The organism is Glycomyces niveus (assembly GCF_017592475.1).
Taxonomy (GTDB): Bacteria; Actinomycetota; Actinomycetes; order Mycobacteriales; family Micromonosporaceae; genus Glycomyces; species Glycomyces niveus.
The window spans coordinates 58,508-74,801 of the sequence record NZ_JAGFNP010000015.1 but is presented as its reverse complement, the minus strand read 5'-3'; the positions used below and the strand labels follow the sequence as shown (position 1 = coordinate 74,801).

Below are 16,294 nucleotides of genomic sequence, written 5' to 3'. Positions count from 1 at the left end.
GTTCCGGGCTCGTGCGCCCCGCGTGCGTGCGAGGCCCTTTCGGGAGCGCAATCGAGCAGTCGGTAGGGAGTCGACGACGTCGCAGGCGCGAGCGAGCCGCATTTTGACATCACGGCGCCGAGCGGGGACGAGCCGCTGTACTGCTGGACGCCGGGCGGTGCGAATCTCTACCGGCTCGAGGTGCTGCCGTTCCACGGACTGGGGTTCGCGGGGATGGCCAGGCGGATGGTGATCACCGAAAGCGAGGACGCCGCCGCGCATGCCCAGGAAGCAGCGAGCGGAAGGCGCTGATCCTGAGATCAGCGCCTTCCTTGTGCGGCAACGCGTTCAGTCCAGCGCGGTGAAGAAGTCGCGGAGGTCGGCGGCGAGGAGAGCGGGGGCCTGGTGGGCGGCGTAGTGGCCTCCGGTGTCGTGGGTTCGCCATTGGGTGATGTTGGTGTAGTCGCGTTCGGCGAAGCGGCGGATGGACTGGAAGTCGCCGGCGAAGCTGGAGTTGGCCATCGGGAAGTTCGCGGGCGTGGTGTCGATCGGGTTGCGCTTGTTCTCGAAGTAGAAGCGCATGGATGAGGCGATGGTGCCGTTGAGCCAGTGGATGATGACGTTGTCGATGACGAAGCGGTCGTCGACGACGTCGCCGAAGAGCTGGTCCATCCAGGCGAGAAGGCCGCGGGGGGAGTCGGCCAGGGCGTGGGCGAGGGTCTGGGGCTGCTGGGAGTGGAGCTGGTCGTAGGAGCTCTTGTTCTCGTAGAACCACTGCAGGACCTGCAGCGCGCCCATCTCCTCTTCGGTCATGCCCTCCATTTCGGACGGGTCGCCGGAGGGGAACGAGAAGATCTGGTCGACGTGGATGCCGATGACGTGCTCGCCGTCGATCCGGCCGAGTTCGGGGGCGATGAACGCACCGCCGTCGTTGCCGTGGGCGCCGTACCGCTCGTAGCCGAGGCGCGCCATGAGCGTCGCGAGGGCTTTCGCGGTGCGGGCGGCGCCCCAGCCGGTCTCGGTGGTCGGGCCGGAGAAGCCGAACCCCGGCAGCGAGGGGATGACCAGGTGGAACGCGGGGCCTTCGGCCGGGCGGGTGAGCGGCTCGATGAGGTCGACGAACTCCATGATGGTGCCGGGCCAGCCGTGGAGCAGCAGCAGCGGCACGGCTTTGGGGTCGGGCGACTCGATGTGGAGGAAGTGCATGCGCTGGCCGTCGATCTCGGTCACGAACTGCGGGAAGCCGTTGAGCCGCGATTCGGTCTCGCGCCAGTCGTACTCCTTGGCCCAGTACTCGGCCAGGCGGTCCACGCGGTCGACGGCCACGCCGTACTCGTCGCCGACGCCGGCGATCTCCTGGGCGCGGCGTGCCCGCGACAGGCGGTCGCGGAGGTAGTCGAGCTCGGACTGCGGGATGTCGATGGTGAAGGACTTGATCGCCTCGTGCTGGGTCATTGCCGTCTTCCTCTCACTTGCCCTTCAGGGGCCGATCCCCCTCTGGTCTCTCAAGCATACCAGAACGGAATGATCTATTCCAGTACTTTCACTGAAGAGTTCGCCGCCGGCTCTTCGGGCAGGGTGAGGGCCGTGTAGGCCGGCCGTGGGGACGGGGTGGGGACGGTGGTGAGGTTGCGGAGTCTGGCGTTGCGTTGTTCCAGGTCGTGGGCGGTTGTGGGGAAGAGCGCTGCGGTGCCGTGGTCGACCAGGGCTTGGTTTGCGGTGGTGAAGTCGCGGGCGGTCTGTTCATAAGCGGCGAAGGCCGTTTGGTGGTCTGGGTGCGTGGCCAGGGCGTGGGCGAGCATGTAGGCGCCTACCAGGGCGAGGCTCGTGCCCTGGCCGGTCAGGAATGAGGGTGCGTAGGCCGCGTCTCCGACGAGGGCGACTCGGCCGCTTGACCAGGTGGGCATGCGGATCTGGCCGACGGCGTCGGCGAAGAGGTCGTCTGCGTTGCGCATGGCGTGGATGATGTCGGGGACTTTCCAGGCCGAGCCCTTGAAGGTGTCGGCGATCTGGTCCTTTTGGGCCTCTGGGTTTCGGAGAGCACGGCCTGCCTGTTGCGGCTGGTGGACGTTCAGGAAGGCGTGGAGTGCTTCGTTGCCGGTGCCGGTGGCGTAGAGGGCCGCGGACTTGCCGGGGGCGTTCCACATCACGAGCTCGTGGGAGAGGCCGAGCGTGTTGGGCATGGTGAACACGGCGAAGCGGTAGCCGAGGTAGCGGTGGAAGGACGCTTCGGGGCCGAACAGGAGGCCGCGGGTGTGGGAGTGCATGCCGTCGGCGCCGATCACGACGTCGAAGGTGCGCTGTTCGCCGCTGCGGAAGGTGATGTCGACCTGGTCGGCGGACTGGTCGAGGGTTTCGATGGTGTCGTTGAACCGGAATTCCACGTCGTCGCGGACCTTCGAGTAGAGGATCGCGGTCAGATCGCCGCGGGCCACCTCGAGGTCCCTGCCCTCGACGCTGCCGGCGAGGGTGTGCGGGGCGATCGTGGCGATCTCGCTGCCCGCTGCGTCGAGGAAGGTGATTCGTCTTGTGTCGATGTGCGCTTGGTGCAGCAGTGGCAGGATGCCCATGCGTCTGGCGACTTCGATCGCGGTGCCGCGCAAGTCGATCGGGTAGCCGCCGGTGCGTGGTGCGCTGGCCTTCTCGACGACGGTGACCTCGAATCCGTACCGGTGCAGCCAGAAAGCGAGCGCGGGTCCCGCGATGCTCGCTCCGGAGATCAGGACGGTGCGCGGTCGACGAGCGGTGGTCATGCCTTGGTTCCTTTCTTCATGGCGGGGAGGACGAGGAGGGACAGGGCGGCGATGACGCCGGCGATGATGAAGCCGGTGGTGAAGGCCGTTTCGCTGGGCAGGCCGGTACGTGGGTCGGTGCTGGCGTCGAGGATCGCGCCGCCCGTTTGGGCGCCCAGGGCGACGCCGACGACGCGGGTCACTACGAGCAGGCTCGTAGCGATGCCGGTGTCCTTGGCGTCGACGGTGGTGGCGGTGCCGGCGAGCAGCGCCACGGCGCTGACGCTGACGGCGAACCCGATGAGCGCGCGGGCTACCACCAGCTGCCAGGTGGCATCGTGCAGCGAGCCCAGGGCGATCAGCGTGGCGGCCGTGGCGATGGCGCCCACGGTGATCACGGCGCGGGTTCCGAAGCGCCGCGAGGCGATCCCGGCGATCGTTCCGGCCACTACTCCGGCGATGGTCGCCGGGAGGAGGAAGAGGCCGATGTCGGACGGGTCGGCTCCGAAGCCGTATCCGTTGGCGGACAACGAGAGCAGCTGCGGGATGAGGTAGACCGCCATGCCGAAGCCGAGGCTCATGAGAAGGGTGACGACGGCCGAACTCCACATCGCCGGCATGGCGAGCATGCGCAGGTCGACCATGGGCGAGGCGACTCGGCGTTCGACCGCGACCCATCCGGTCGCGAGAGCGGCTACGGCGACCGTGATCGCGACGATCGCCAGGGGCGGCAGGCCGCCACCGGTCACCACCATGACGCCGAGCACGAGCGCGACCAGCGTGCAGCTCAGCAGGATCACGCCGAGCCAGTCGATCTTGGCGTCGGAGGCGGCGGGCGGGTCGTCCGGCATCAGGCGGGACACCAGGAGGGTCGCCGCGATGATCGCGGTCGTCGGGATCGCGAACATCCAATGGCGGGAGAGGTGCTCCGCGATCGGTCCGGCGACGAGCATGCCGACCAGGCCGCCGCCGGTGAAGAGTCCGCTGACGAGGCCGACGGCCACCTGCGTCCGGCCGGGTGGAAGGTGCTTGCGCACCAGGATGAATGAGAGCGGCAGCGCGCCGACCATCGCGCCCTGCAGGACTTGGCCGAGCAGCAGCACGGGCAGGTTCGGCGCCAGGCTGGAGATCAGGCCGCCCGCCGAGACGGTGGCCATGAGCACGACGAGGACCCGCTTGCCGCCGTAGCGGTCGCCGAGTTTGCCCGCGATCGGTGCGACGACCGCGCCGGTGATGAGCAGGGTGATGAAGATCAGTGAGCCCTCGGCGGGACCGATGCCGAGATCGTGCTGCAGGAGCGGGAGCGAAGGCTCCACGACCGCTTGCAGCGTGCCGAGTGCGAGGGCGAGGGTGCCGAGGGCCCCGATCGCCGCTTTTCCGATGCGGACCGGTGAGTCCAGCGTTACGACCATGAACGTTCCTTTCATCGTCGGTGGCGAGGCGCCGGTGGAGACCGGCTCTCGCTGTGGTCGGTTACTGGATCCAGCACCGATCACCTAGCGCCAGAAGCGGTCTGGCGATCACCTCGGACTGACGCTTTCGAAGACTACACTACACGGTGTAGTGCATTCTCGATGTGGCGAGCGGCCGGGCCGCGCATGCGGTCCGTTAGGATGCGCCTATGCCGACAGAGAAGACGCTGCGTGCGGGGTCCGCACAGAAGAGGGCCGCCATCCTCGCGTCGGCTCGTGAGCTGTTCCTCACAGAGGGATTCGACCGTTCGAGCGTCGACGCGGTGGCCGCTCGGGCCCAGGTCTCGAAGCGGACGGTCTACGACTACTTCGGCGACAAGCAGACCCTGCTGCACGCGGTCTTCGACGAGGTCGGCCAGTCGCTGCTGGCCACGGTCCGGCGCACCCTCACCGACACGCTCGAAGGCCTCACCGACCCCGCCGAGCTCGAACCGGCCCTGGTCGAGTTCTCCATGCGGATCACCACCGACATGCTCGACTCGGCGGAGTACACGACCTTGCAGCGCTTCGTGAACACCGCGTCCGGGCACCTCCCCCACCCCGACGACCGCGCGCTCACCAACGCGCCCGAGGAGGCCATGGGCGAGCGGTTCGCCGCGCTGGCGAAGGCGGGACTGCTCGAGGTCCCCGACCCGCGTCTCGCGGCCGACCACTTCATCGCGCTGACGTTCGGCGTCACGCTCAGCCGGCTCGGTTCCGCGAACGCGGAGAAGGACTCCCGCGTGCGGCCGCTCATCGTCGAAGGCGTGCGGGCGTTCCTCAGGGCTTACCGGCGCTAGTGGTCGCGGAGTAGGCCGAGGTCTTCGAAGGTGGTGCGGCTCCATTCGAGGGAGGCGTCGAGGGTGCGCCACTGGGATTCGCGGTCGTCGAGGTAGGGGAAGACGTAGGGGTCGCTGATGCCGTCGGGCAGGTCGGTCGCCCTGCAGGAGAACGGCGGTTTGCCGTAGTTCGCCAGGATCAGGCGCAGGACGAAGTCGCGGTCCTCGGTGTCCAGGACGGAGAACCACAGGCGGCGCAGCATCGCCGGGTGGGCGGTCGCGAAGCAGAGGCGGCCGATGTCGAGCGGTTCGCCCGCGGCGATGACGCGGGCGACCGCGGAGAAGCGGCCTGTGCGTGGGAGGTTCGCGGCGTAGCCGCTCCAGATCTCGACGCTGTGGCCGACTTCGATGATGGCCGAGCAGAGCGCGGCGAGGGCGAGGCCGCGGTTCCTGATGTAGTGGTGCGGTGTGCTGCTCGAGTAGGTGGCGGGGACCAGGAAGGTGACGACGCGGCCGCGCACGGAGGTGCTGCGGGGCACGGCGTCGACCATGCACTCCGGGACGCCTGAGAGGTAGACGCCGACGTCGACTTCGCTGCCGGTGACGTCCCAGCTGGGTTCGAGGGCGGTGACGGTGCGGCTGAGGCCCGCGCGTTCGCGGAGTTCGCCGACGGCCACGTCGGTGTCGGGGAGGTCGACGTGCCAGCCGTCCACGCCGAGCCGCTGGGCTTCTTCGAAGGTGGCTCCCGCCCAATGGGTCTCGGAGTTGCGGCCCGAGCCGTACGAGACGGAGGGCGGCCGCTGCGAGGCTTCGAGGAACTCCCGCCAGGAGTGGAGCGGCTTGATGACGACCATCTACTGCACTCCGAGCGCGTTCCGGTGGGCGTCGGAGAGTCCTCTGAGGACGCGCCATTCGAGGGCCTGCTGGTAGGTGGCGCCCGCTTCGAGGAGCTTCGCGCCGTCGATGCTCGCGCGCGGGGAGAAGACCAGCGGGAGGTGCTTGCGCTCGGCGATGCCCCTGAGCCGCTGCACTTCCTTGAGGAGCCGCTTCACCTCGTTCGACTTCGAGGGGGCGTGCGCATGGGCGAGGCGGCGTTCGAGCTTCGGGTCGATCGGGACCTCGATCATGGTGAATCGGTCCAATGTGGCCGCGTCGAGGCTCTGCCTGCCGACGTACCGCTGGTCGCCTCCGGTGCCGAAGGTGTTCGCGGTCGCGATCAGGTGGAAGTCCGGGTGCGCGGTCACCATCTTGTCGGCGAACGCGCAGACCCGAAGGGCCAGCGCCTGGTTCAACTCCCCCAGCAGCCCGGGGTGGCCGTTGTCGAGCTCGTCGAGCAGCATGACGCCGCCCTCTTCGAACGCGCGGCGGAACGGCGTGCCGTGGTAGTTGCCGTGGGCGTCGTAGTAGCCGAAGACCTTGCTCATCGGGGTGGTCGGGCCGAGGGAAAGGGCGTGGAAGCCGAGGCCGAGTCCCTCGGCGGCCTGCTTGGCGAGCATGGACTTCCCGGTGCCGGCCGGGCCGACGAGCAGCACGTGGCAGTGCGCACGGAGGGCGAGCAGCAGGTCGGGGAGGATGTGGTGCGCGGCGCCTTCGATGTCGATGGGCCGCGGTGCTTCGGGGAGGAGGACCTGCACGGGTTCGGGCAGGAGGCCCGGGAGCTGCGATTCGATCTCGGCGCGGACGATTACGGCGAGCTTGGCGACGATTTCGGCGCGCGTCTCCTCGACTTCGGCGTAGTAGTCGTGCCGGAGCCGTTCGAGGAGGGCCTCATGCTCGTCGCGTGCGAGTGCGATCTGGCGTTCCTGCTCGTCGGTCCATGCGGTGGTCTCGTTCTCGACCATGCGCTTGATCGTCTGGTGCGGGATGGACAGGAGTCCTCGGGTGGCTTTCGCCGCGGCCTTCTCGGCGAGGCCGGTGAGGTCGTGGTCGCGGCGGTCGAGCTGCTGCTTCGCGACGTCGTACGCGATGCGCATGACTTCGTCGCGGGTCTTCTGCTGCACGGGGGTCTCCGTCTCGCCAGGGGGCAGGTACCTCCTCATTGGTACCGGCAGCCGGGCGGGAGGGGTCCCGCCGCTGTCACACCTGTTCGGTGGCGCGGAGCGAGGCTTCGTATTGGGCGCGTTCGAAGGTGAAGGGGCCGAGGCGGCTCAGGTCCCAGGCTTCGCGGTGCGGGTTCTTGAAGTGGTGCCAGGTGACGGCCGCGTCGGCGACCTCGACTCGGGCGACGAGCGGCCAGCAGCCCCAGTCGCCGCAGTCGCAGCCGAGGAGGACGGTGTCGCCGTCGTCGGTCGCGGGCAGTGCCGGTTCGCCCAGGAAGTGGCGGCTGGGCCAGCAGACGGCGTGGAGCGGGGTGAGGCCGTCGTAGGCGCCGGCCAAATCCGGCTCTCCTTCTGCTGCGGCTGAGGTGATTTCGGCGCGTCTGGCGTGCTCTTGGAGTCTCACGTCGTCGATCTTGATGTCGAGGCAGGTCGACCCGTCGGGTGCGACGACGAATTCGACCCTGTTCACGGCTTGATCGCGGGGTCGCGGTATTCAGCCGTGACTTCGATGGTGCCGGTGATGTGGCGGTTGAAGTCGTCGAGTTCTTCGGCGGGGACCCAGAGTTCGAGGATGGTGTTGCCGCCGGCCTGCTGGACGGGGTAGCGCTCGAGGAACGCGGTGTCGACTTCGAAGCGGGTCACGTAGCCGACGCCGTCGCGGGGCGCGTTCCAGTCGCGGGCGATGCGGGTCGCGTAGTCCTCGTTGAGAACGGGGTAGAAGATCGGCTGCTCGGGGAGGCGGGGCGGCCAGGCGGTCCAGCCGGATTCGCGGACGAGGTCGAGTTCGGCGGGGCCGCAGGGGCGCCACAGGGTGGTGGTGGTCATCGGGTGCCCTTTCGGTTCGCGGCCAGGTGGTGGGCGAGGTGGTCGTCGCGGAGGAGGTGTCCGTAGCCCGCGGTGTGGAGGCGGGCGGCCAGGGCGGGCACCACGATGCCCATGGTGGCGGCCGTGGCTTCGAGGTTCCAGTCGTTTTCGGCGAGGGCCTGCAGGAGGCGTCCGCGGCGGGCCTGGGCTTCGGAGAGCCGGAAGGTGCGGAGGTAGGCGAGGCGGCCGTCGTCGGCCGTGATCGCTTCGCCCACATGGGTTTCGCGGCCGGGTTCGAAGCGGGGGCGGAACCGCTGGAGGGTGTACCGCTCCATCTGGTATTCGGCCGTGAAGACGTAGTCGGCGTCGAGGAGGCCGGCGGCCATGACGCCGTCGTGGAAGTCGGTCCACTCGCGGCGGGCGGCGTCGATCGCGGCGCGGAGGTCCGCGATCGTGTCGATGGAGGACGCGTCAAGGTGGACGCGAGAGTCCGGAACGTCGCCGTGGAGGTTCGCGTACCGCCAGATGAGTTCGCCGAACGCGTCTTCGACGAGGGTCGGGTGCAGGGCGCGGTAGTCGTCGGGGTGCGGGGTGACGACGGCGGCGGCGAGCGCGTCGGCGACGTACAGCAGCACCCCGCATTGTCCGTGGTGGATCTCGAAGATGCGGAGGGCGTCGGCGAGCCCTTCGACGTGGTAGCCGGCGTACGGGCGCTCTTGCGCGGGCGGGGGGACGCGGAACGCCCGCGTCGACCATGCCTTCCACGCGATCGCGGGGCGCTTGAAGGTGAGCGGGATGAAGGCCTCGAGGGCGGTCTGGTGCGGGACGAAGTGCACGCGGGTGCGGCGTTCGAGTTTCGTCTTGGGCCGCAGCGACTTTCGTACGGTCTTGGCGGGCATGCACAGGGCGGTGCCGAGGGCGGGGACGGCAGTGCCGTCGTCGGTCCATTCGGCGACGAGGCCGTGCGGCGAGTAGCAGCAGCGCGGCTCGTACCCGCGGGCCGGTTCCTCGGAGAACCCGTTGGGGTGCAGGCGCAGTGAGGTGATGGGCTCGTCGCGCACGAGCGGCACGAGCCGAATGCCGCCCCAGACCTGGCCGGGACGGGTCTGGAGGCCGTCGAAGGTCAAGTGCTGCACGGCGTCTCCTCGGTGAGCCGGCGGGCGACCCGGGCCTCGATGTGCGCCCGCAGTTCGGCCAGGCCGGTGCGGCCGGTGGCGAAGCGGGCGAAGGCGACGAGCTCGGGCAGGTCCTCGGCGTCGCGGATGCCGACCGTGGGGGTGGTGGGCGAGAGGCGGCGCACTTCCAGTCCCGCGGCGTCGAACACCGGGTTCAGGTGGGCGACAGCGGTTCTGCCCTCAGGGTCGAGGCGTTCCTCCCAGACGCGCAGCACTTCGGCGGCCATGCCGACGGGCGCGTTGTCCCAGCCGTCGGAGACGACGACCAGCAGATCGGGCCGGGTCTCCAGGCCGTCGAGGATCCGCTCTCCGAGCGAGGTGACGCCGCGGGCGCGCACCATGAGCGGGTCGTCGCCGCCAGAGAGCCACAAGGGACGGTAGTCGGTGGCGAGCTCCCGCAGCAGGAAGTGCGCGGCGAGGGCCACGACGAGCGGTCGCCGCCGCTTCTCGCTCGATCCGCTCGCCGAAAAGCTGTCGTCGAGCACGGCCGCGACCCGTCCCCAGGTCCCGGCCCGCAGGCCCGCGACGCGCAGTGCGGCCGCGCGGAGCGCGTCGGTCAGTTCCAGGCGCCGCTCTTCGCGCTCCTCCACGGTCAGCGCGAGCACGTATGCGGCAAGGCGGGTGAGCGGCATCCGGGAGAGATCGGCGACGTCGGCGACGAGGTGAGCCGCGCCGATCCGGGCGGCCGACCGCTGGAGGCGCAGCCGTTCGCCGCGCGTGAGCTGCGGCGCGATCTGCTCCAGGAAGTCGGCCCGCTTGATCCGGTGCTTGGTCGCGAACCCCTCCGCTACGGTGTACGGCAGCTCGAACACGGCGCGCCGATCGAAGTGGGCGCGCCGCCAGGACTCGAACAGGGGCGTGGCGAAGCGCCCCGCCGCCTGCCGGCCGAACAGGAACGCGTCCATCTCGCCGGCGGGCAGGTCGTCGACCTTCAAGTGCGCGTGGCGGACCGCGCCCTGGAATGCGGACCGGTACTTGACCGCCTCGAACGCGGGGTCGGGGCGGTTGACGAGCCACTCGCGGATGATCGCGCGGGTGCGCCGGTTGTTGACCCGGGCCTTCCGCAGGGCCGTGAACAGGTGGTAGACCCGGTTCGTCGGCATCTCGGCCAGCGACTTGGCGATGAGCCGGCCCTCGACCGCCCGCTGGGCCACGCTCGCGTCCCGTCCGGTCTGCAAGAGCCGCATGATGATCGCGGCGGCGTTGCGGTCGTTCACGCCAAGGGTGAGCGTGGCCGCGTACAGGTCCCGGTAGTTGACGAGCATGTACTCGTGCAGGAATTCCATGGACCACTGCTGCGCGTCGGCGTCGGAATGGAACTCGCGCTGCCCGGTCGAGGCGATGGCGGCGTTGACGAACAGCAGCACGTCCTCAGCGGCGGTGCGGTCGGCGACGAGTTCCATGAGGCGTCCGGGGTCTCGAGGGGAAGGGGCGCCGACCGGGGAGTGAGTGGCACGAAAGCGAATTAGCGCTAACAAAACGGATCCGGGAGTCGCACCAGAGTCCCGCGGTCGGCACCGCTCACCTTACTGCCGCTTCACCATGCGCCGCTATCGAGATTGGACATGGGCCGGAGGCCCGGCTTTCGCCGGGCCTCGCTGCTTTCAGGCTGGGCGGATCACCGCCGAGGCGAAGGTCCAGGGCGGGAGGGTGATGGCAATGCCGTTGTCGCCCTTGGTCTGGGTGCGGGTGGGCGGGGCGGGGAAGGCTTCGAAGAGGGCGCCTTCGTCGGGGCCGGTGCCGGTGAGCAGTTCGATGTCGGCGGTGTAGGCGCCGGGGTCGAGGGCGATGTGGACGGTCTTGGGGGTGTCTTCGGCGTTGACGAGGCGGGTGACGTATTCGAGGCCGTCGGGGACGGTGCGGGAGAGGACGCCGGCGGCGACGCGGTGTTCGGGGCGGGTGTCGAGGGTGTGGTCGTGGTGGGGCTCGCCGTCGACCCAGACTTGGACGCGGGGGCCGTCGAGCTTGATGCGGACGTGGACGGGGACGCCGTCTTCCATGCCGGTCCAGAGGTGGTCGGACTCGTGGTTGCCGATGCCGTCGTCGTGGCGGAAGACCGAGGTGTTCTTGTTCTGCCAGGGTGCGAAGTCGACCCGGATGTGGGTGTGCGGGTCGGCGGGGCCGAGGCGGATGCCGAAGCCGTCGGTGCCGCTTTCGCGGACGGCGGTGAACGAGAGCTCGGTGGCGGTGGGGTCGATCTGGGCGAGGACGACACCGTCGCCGCCCGGGCCGGTGCGTGCGTCGCAGATCGGGTTGCCGTCGATCGTGATGTCGCTGAAGGCGATCGCAGCGCGATTCGATTTGACGGCTACCGCGCCTTCCTTCGGGAGTTCGCGGGCGACGGGTTGCGCGCCTTCGAGTTCGACCTCGTGGATGCGCTCGCCGCGTTCGGCGGCGAAGGCGCGCTGGACGTAGTACGGGGCGGTGAGCCGCACGTCCTCGGCGGTGAAGTAGATGAGGTCGGGCGTCCACTGCGAGTGCCCGACCCGGGCGAGCAGGGGCGCGTAGGAGGCGAGGCGGACGACGGGGTTGCGTTCGAGGCCGATCATGTAGGCCGCTTCGGCGAGGGCGGAGCGGATCTTGCTGGACCAGCTGCCGTATTCGCCGAGGTAGACCTTGGGGCCGGCGGTGTCGTAGGCGGCGTAGCGGTCGAGGTTCTGCTGCAGCCAGCGGGGGCTCTGGTAGCCGTGCTCGTCGACGATGGGGAGGCCGCGTTCGCGGGCGTAGGCCCATCCGGCGTCGTAGTCGGCGCCGGAGGTCATGGGCCCGGAGGTGCCGATGACGATGATCTCGGGGTGGGCGGCACGGAGGGCGTCTTCGATGCGGGCGGAGCGGTCGCGGAAGTCGGGGGTGATCTGGTCTTCGTTGCCGAGGCCGAGGTAGCGCAGGCCGTACGGTTCGGGGTGGCCGTGCTCGGCCCGCTTGGCGCCCCAGGGGGTGTCGGTGCCGCCGTTGGCGTATTCCACGAGATCGAGGACGTCTTGGATGTAGGCATCCATTTCGGACTCGGGGATGGCGTGCTGGCCGCCGGGCGAGTTCTGGCAGCAGACGCCGGCGGCGACGATCGGGATGGCGGTCGCGCCCGTGGCCTCGCAGAGCTCGAAGTACTCGGTGTAGCCGATCTGGCGGCTCTGGTGGTAGTTCCAGGTGTTGCGGGCGTGGACGCGTTCGTGGCGGGGGCCGACCGAGTGCTTCCAGTGGTAGATGTTGTCGAGCCCGTGGCCGTGGGCGAGGCAGCCGCCGGGGAAGCGGATGAAGCTGGGTTTCAGGTCCTGCAGGGCCGCAAGGAGGTCGGGGCGGAAGGTGAGCGGTTCGCCGTCGGCGCCGAGGGGGCGCAAGGAGACGGCGTCGATGTCGACGGCCGCGCCGTCGGGGACACTGAGGCGCAGTTCGCCCCGGCCGGTCGCGGTGGCGGTGAGGTCGGTTTCGAGCCGCTGCCAGCCGCCTGCCTCCACTTCGAGTTCGGTTTCGGCGAGGTCGCCCAACTGGACGCCGAGGCGGACGGGTGTCACCGTGCGGGCGAACACGACCAGGCGGAGGTGCTGGCCTTCGGTCGCACCGATGCCGTCCCAGCCTTCGTTGGTGATGGCGGCCGGGCCGGTGAGCGTGGCGTAGTGCAGGTTGTTGGGGTGCAGCGGGTCGTCGGTGGCGACGGCGGCGGCGCCTTCGACAGTCCAGCCGGTGAGGGGGTGGAAGCCTTCGCGGTCGGTGGGGGCGAATTCGAAGTCGCCGTTGCGGACGAGTTCGGCGTTGAGGCCGCCGTCGAGGGCGTCGTTGAGGTCTTCGATGAACAGGCCCCACAGCTCGGGGGCCGCGTCGGCTACGGCGGCGCCCACTCGGAGGTCGACTCGCTGGGTCATGGTGTCTCGCCTTCCCGGCGTCTTTATCGGTAAAGTCGCATTACTCTACTCGTTCCCGACCCACCCCTGTCAAGTCCCGCGCGGCACACGACGCGGCCCAGACCAAGCGGTCCGGGCCGCGTTCGCCTGCCTACCTGAGGTTCTCGACCACGAAGGGACCGTGGCCGCGGAGATGGTTGTTCCAGCCGCCGGTCAGCGGGGCTCCGGCGGAGAGCAGGTTGGTCGAGTCGGTGCCGACGTCGAGCTTCCAAGCGGCCCAGGAGATCCCGTTGGCCTCCATCCAGTCGACCCAGCGCTGGGCCTCGTCGAGGCAGAGGCGGCCGTCGAGGCCGCCGTCGGCGTGGCTGGCGCCCCATTCGGTGACGAAGAGGGCGAGGCCGCGGCTGATGGCGGTGTTCGCCTTGTCGCGGTTCCACTGCGAGTGGGTGCAGGAGTAGAAGTGCAGCGTGTACATCAGGTTGGTGCCCGCGACCGGGTCGGCGGCGGCCACGTCGACGTCCTGGGACCAGGTCGGGGTGCCGAGGACGATGAGGTTGTCGGGGTCGTGCTGCCGGATGGCGGCGACGGTGGCCTGGTGGTACGGCTTGACCTGGCTGCTCCAGGAGACCTGCTCGGGCTCGTTGTAGGTCTCCCAGATGATGTTCGGGAGGTGGCCGTAGCGGTCGGCGAGGTCGCTGAAGAACGCGACGGCCTCGGACTGGTGCTGGTGCGCCGCATGGGCATGGAAGTCGACGATCACGTAGACGCCGGCGGTGGCGGCATTGTCGATCACGGTCTCCACTTCGGACTTCCACCGCGCGGGGTCGTCGAGGTACGCGCCTTCGGGCTCGACGCCCATGGCGACACGGAAGACGTCGATGTTCCAGTTGTCGCGCATCCACTCGAGCGCCTGGAGGTTCTGGGCGTACGGCTGGGTCTGCCAGTGCAGCCACATGCTCGAGACGCCCTTGAGCTGCACCGGGTCCCCGGAGGCGTCGCACATCTTCGTGCCGCAGACGCTGAGCTTGCCGTGCTCCTGGACCGGGGTGCCCTCGGGCGCGGGGTCGGTGGGCTCGGGGTCGGTCGGGGTGGGTTCGGTGGGTTCGGGCTCGGTGGTCTGCTCGCCGTCGCCGTCGCCGCAGGCGATGCCGTTGACCTCGGCGTTGGCGATGTCGCCGGGGGTGCCGCTCGCGGTGAAGCCGAAGACCTCGCGGGTCTGGCCGGCCGCGATCGATGCGTTCCAGCCCGCGTCGGCGGCGGTGAAGTGCGCGCCGCTGAGGGTCTGGCCGGTGACGTTCCAGGCGCTGATGCCGGAGACAGCGCTGGTGAAGTCCCATTCGACGGTCCAGTCGCCGACGGCCTCGGCGGAGGTGATGCTGACGTTGGCCTGGAAGCCCGAGCCCCAGCTGCTGACGACGTTGAGGTCGACCTCGCAGCCCGGGGCGGCGTTCGCGCCTTGGGACGCGACGAGGGTGACGGCCCCGGCGCTGAGCGCCGCGGCGGCCGCGCCGATGATCGCGGTGAGTCTTCGTCTTGTACCGGGTTGCATGTTCTGCCCTTCGTCGAATGCCGGTTCGATGGGAAGCGCTCCCAACCGTATATCGGAGTTTGTCAATATCTGGCGGTCGCGTCAAGTGGCGTTTGCCGGGGCCGGACAGAGGGAACAATGGGGGGATGTTTCGCGCGACGCTGGCCACCGCCTGTGGCCTGGTGATGCTTTCCGGAGCCGCGGGCTGCGGGACCGGCCAGCGGGAGTCGGGCGCGGCCGCCGCGGCCGAGGCGTTCGCGGCGGCGGTCGGTCGGGGCGACGCGGCCGCCGCGTGCGAAGCGCTCGCGCCGGAGACCGTCGCGGCGCTCGTCGCCTCCGAGGGCGACGCGTGCGAGGCCTCGCTCAACCCCGAGGAGCTGCCGAGCGGCGCGGTCGGCGAGGTCCAGGTCTGGGGGGACCGCGCCCAGGTGCGCACCGACTCGGACGTGCTGTTCCTCGTCGAACTCGAGGACGGCTGGAAGGTCGCCGCCGCCGGATGCCGGCCGCAGGGCGAGCGTCCTTACAAGTGCGAGGTGGGTGGCTGATGGATCGGCGTTGCATGTTCGCGGCCTACCTGGTCGTGGTCTTCGGCGGGCTCGCGTACTTCATCGCCGTCGGCCTCCTGCGACTCTGAGGAGGGGGAATGAAGCGCTTCCTGCGGGACAACGGCCTGAGCGTGGGCTTCGGCGCCATGTTCCTCGCCGCGCTCGTCGGGCAGGCCTTCGCCGGGCAGGCGGACTTCAACGACCGGCAGCTCTCGCAGGGCGGCGCGGAGGTCACGCTGCTGCAGTACCTGGCCTCGAGCGACTTCGCGGTGAACGTCGCGGAGAACTGGCAGTCGGAGTACCTCCAGTTCTTCCTGTACGTGTTCGCGACCGTGTGGCTCGTCCAGCGCGGCTCGCCCGAGTCGAAGCCGATGGATCAGATCGGCACCGAATCGGATGAGCAGCAGGAGGTCGGGCGGTACGCCGACGAGGACTCCCCCAAGTGGGCGCAGGCGGGCGGCTGGCGCACCGCCGTGTTCTCCCGCTCGCTCGGCATCGCGATGGCCGCGATCTTCCTGCTGTCGTGGTTCGCCCAGTCGGTGGCCGGCCTGAGCGTGTACAACGCCGAGCAGATCGCCGAGCTCCAGGACCCGGTGAGCTGGCCGGCCTACCTCGGGGTCGCGGAGTTCTGGAACCGCACGCTGCAGAACTGGCAGTCGGAGCTGCTAGCCGTGGGCTCGCTCGCGGTCTTCAGCGTGTACTGGCGCCAGCGCGGCTCCCCCGACTCCAAGCCGGTCGGCACCTCGCACGACACGACCGAGAAGTCGGGCTGAGGTCAGACCGCGGTGGCGTCGAGGCGGGTGGCCTTCATGAACCAGCTCCAGACGGAGCGGAACGTGGTCTCCCGGAAGTCCGCGAGACCGGGCTGTCCGGTCACGGCGTCGAAGGGCGCGTCACGGAAGTCGTAGATCCGCAGGCTGCCGCCGCTGCGAAGGACCCGTGCGATCTCGGCGGCACCGGCTTCGGGGTCGTCCCAGTGGTGGGAGCTGAAGGTGGCGATGACGAGGTCGAAGCGGTCGTCCTCGAACGGCAGGTCGGCGACATCGGCGGCGCGCAGGTCCGGCGGGGTCGCGAGGTCGGCGAGGTTGTGCCTGGCGTGCTCGATCATGTCGGCGGCGATGTCGATGCCGGTGATCCGCAGGTCGGGCCGGGCTCGGATCAGCATTTTGAGGAGGATGCCCGGGCCGGTGCCCACGTCGAGCACGGTTGCGCCCTTCGGTGCGAACGCGGCGATTTCCTTGGCCATGCGGCTGTAGAACGGCTTGGCGAACAGGCGGGCGATGGTGTCGTAGCGGTCGCTTTGGCGGCCTTCGATGGGGCCGCTTTCATGATGGCGCTGGTGCTCGTGTGAATGGCGTGGCATGACACACCTCCGATACTTGTGCTTTGCAACTTTCAAGCCAGGCTGCGATGAATAGTTGCG

The 16,294-nt window shown here is 69.5% G+C and carries 15 protein-coding genes; 3 read left to right on the top strand and 12 right to left on the bottom strand.

All coding sequences use genetic code 11. From position 1 onward, the window contains the following. Positions 1–327 precede the first annotated feature (327 nt). The 3 genes from J5V16_RS21735 to J5V16_RS21725 form a co-directional block, all read right to left on the bottom strand. On the bottom strand, positions 328–1,434 hold the full coding sequence (locus J5V16_RS21735) for an epoxide hydrolase family protein (RefSeq protein ID WP_208499084.1): 1,107 nt from the start codon (positions 1,432–1,434) through the stop codon (positions 328–330). 74 nt (positions 1,435–1,508) lie between these two features. Continuing rightward, positions 1,509–2,732 carry an FAD-dependent monooxygenase gene (locus J5V16_RS21730; protein ID WP_208499083.1) on the bottom strand — a complete coding sequence of 408 codons (1,224 nt, stop codon included), beginning with the start codon at positions 2,730–2,732 and terminating at the stop codon, positions 1,509–1,511. Next, positions 2,729–4,123: an MFS transporter gene (locus J5V16_RS21725; protein ID WP_208499082.1), complete on the bottom strand. Its 1,395-nt coding sequence runs from the start codon at positions 4,121–4,123 to the stop codon at positions 2,729–2,731. The genes J5V16_RS21730 and J5V16_RS21725 overlap by 4 nt, the downstream gene beginning before the upstream one ends. Positions 4,124–4,332: 209 nt before the next feature. On the opposite strand from J5V16_RS21725, the gene J5V16_RS21720 reads away from it, so the two are divergent. Beyond that, complete coding sequence (locus J5V16_RS21720) at positions 4,333–4,962, top strand: TetR/AcrR family transcriptional regulator (RefSeq protein ID WP_208499081.1); 630 nt, start codon at positions 4,333–4,335, stop codon at positions 4,960–4,962. Here the strand turns inward: J5V16_RS21720 and J5V16_RS21715 are convergent. From J5V16_RS21715 to J5V16_RS21680, 8 genes are all read right to left on the bottom strand, one after another. After that, a complete protein-coding gene (locus J5V16_RS21715) occupies positions 4,959–5,795 on the bottom strand; it encodes a DUF7192 family protein (protein WP_208499080.1) in 837 nt (278 codons plus the stop codon). The two genes, J5V16_RS21720 and J5V16_RS21715, sit on opposite strands and share 4 nt — an antisense overlap. Beyond that, entirely contained in the window at positions 5,796–6,941 is a 1,146-nt protein-coding gene (locus J5V16_RS24715) for an AAA family ATPase (RefSeq protein ID WP_208499079.1), read from the bottom strand. It lies immediately after the preceding gene. Positions 6,942–7,017: 76 nt separating this feature from the next. Beyond that, a complete protein-coding gene (locus J5V16_RS21705; protein ID WP_208499078.1) occupies positions 7,018–7,449 on the bottom strand; it encodes a hypothetical protein in 432 nt (143 codons plus the stop codon). Further along, a complete protein-coding gene (locus J5V16_RS21700) occupies positions 7,446–7,805 on the bottom strand; it encodes a hypothetical protein (protein ID WP_208499077.1) in 360 nt (119 codons plus the stop codon). Before J5V16_RS21700 ends, J5V16_RS21705 begins: the two co-directional genes overlap by 4 nt. Next, entirely contained in the window at positions 7,802–8,920 is a 1,119-nt protein-coding gene (locus tag J5V16_RS21695; protein ID WP_208499076.1) for an ARPP-2 domain-containing protein, read from the bottom strand. The genes J5V16_RS21700 and J5V16_RS21695 overlap by 4 nt, the downstream gene beginning before the upstream one ends. Continuing rightward, positions 8,908–10,362, bottom strand: coding sequence for a hypothetical protein (locus J5V16_RS21690; protein ID WP_208499075.1), 1,455 nt, complete (start codon positions 10,360–10,362; stop codon positions 8,908–8,910). The genes J5V16_RS21695 and J5V16_RS21690 overlap by 13 nt, the downstream gene beginning before the upstream one ends. Positions 10,363–10,563: 201 nt before the next feature. Then, the gene (locus tag J5V16_RS21685) at positions 10,564–12,819 is read right to left on the bottom strand and encodes an alpha-L-arabinofuranosidase C-terminal domain-containing protein (RefSeq protein ID WP_208499074.1); all 2,256 of its coding nucleotides are present in this window, start codon (positions 12,817–12,819) and stop codon (positions 10,564–10,566) included. 130 nt (positions 12,820–12,949) lie between these two features. Next, on the bottom strand, positions 12,950–14,347 hold the full coding sequence (locus J5V16_RS21680) for a cellulase family glycosylhydrolase (RefSeq protein ID WP_208499073.1): 1,398 nt from the start codon (positions 14,345–14,347) through the stop codon (positions 12,950–12,952). A 125-nt stretch (positions 14,348–14,472) separates the two neighbouring features. Between J5V16_RS21680 and J5V16_RS21675 the strand changes: the two genes are divergently transcribed. After that, positions 14,473–14,871 (top strand): hypothetical protein, encoded by a 399-nt coding sequence (locus J5V16_RS21675; RefSeq protein ID WP_208499072.1) that lies wholly within the window; start codon positions 14,473–14,475, stop codon positions 14,869–14,871. Between the two features lie 98 nt (positions 14,872–14,969). Continuing rightward, positions 14,970–15,644: a DUF6766 family protein gene (locus J5V16_RS21670; protein ID WP_208499071.1), complete on the top strand. Its 675-nt coding sequence runs from the start codon at positions 14,970–14,972 to the stop codon at positions 15,642–15,644. A gap of 2 nt (positions 15,645–15,646) precedes the next feature. Here the strand turns inward: J5V16_RS21670 and J5V16_RS21665 are convergent, their stop codons facing one another. Continuing rightward, the gene (locus tag J5V16_RS21665) at positions 15,647–16,234 is read right to left on the bottom strand and encodes a class I SAM-dependent methyltransferase (RefSeq protein ID WP_208499070.1); all 588 of its coding nucleotides are present in this window, start codon (positions 16,232–16,234) and stop codon (positions 15,647–15,649) included. Positions 16,235–16,294: the final 60 nt, after the last annotated feature.

Coding starts and splice junctions, on each gene's coding strand:
- J5V16_RS21730 (WP_208499083.1), bottom strand. CDS start 2,732: ATGACCACCGCTCGTCGACCGCGCACCGTCCTGATCTCCGGAGCGAGC.
- J5V16_RS21685 (WP_208499074.1), bottom strand. CDS start 12,819: ATGACCCAGCGAGTCGACCTCCGAGTGGGCGCCGCCGTAGCCGACGCG.
- J5V16_RS21715 (WP_208499080.1), bottom strand. CDS start 5,795: ATGGTCGTCATCAAGCCGCTCCACTCCTGGCGGGAGTTCCTCGAAGCC.
- J5V16_RS21720 (WP_208499081.1), top strand. CDS start 4,333: ATGCCGACAGAGAAGACGCTGCGTGCGGGGTCCGCACAGAAGAGGGCC.
- J5V16_RS21675 (WP_208499072.1), top strand. CDS start 14,473: ATGTTTCGCGCGACGCTGGCCACCGCCTGTGGCCTGGTGATGCTTTCC.
- J5V16_RS21665 (WP_208499070.1), bottom strand. CDS start 16,234: ATGCCACGCCATTCACACGAGCACCAGCGCCATCATGAAAGCGGCCCC.
- J5V16_RS21670 (WP_208499071.1), top strand. CDS start 14,970: ATGAAGCGCTTCCTGCGGGACAACGGCCTGAGCGTGGGCTTCGGCGCC.
- J5V16_RS21690 (WP_208499075.1), bottom strand. CDS start 10,362: ATGGAACTCGTCGCCGACCGCACCGCCGCTGAGGACGTGCTGCTGTTC.
- J5V16_RS21680 (WP_208499073.1), bottom strand. CDS start 14,347: ATGCAACCCGGTACAAGACGAAGACTCACCGCGATCATCGGCGCGGCC.
- J5V16_RS21700 (WP_208499077.1), bottom strand. CDS start 7,805: ATGACCACCACCACCCTGTGGCGCCCCTGCGGCCCCGCCGAACTCGAC.
- J5V16_RS21725 (WP_208499082.1), bottom strand. CDS start 4,123: ATGGTCGTAACGCTGGACTCACCGGTCCGCATCGGAAAAGCGGCGATC.
- J5V16_RS21735 (WP_208499084.1), bottom strand. CDS start 1,434: ATGACCCAGCACGAGGCGATCAAGTCCTTCACCATCGACATCCCGCAG.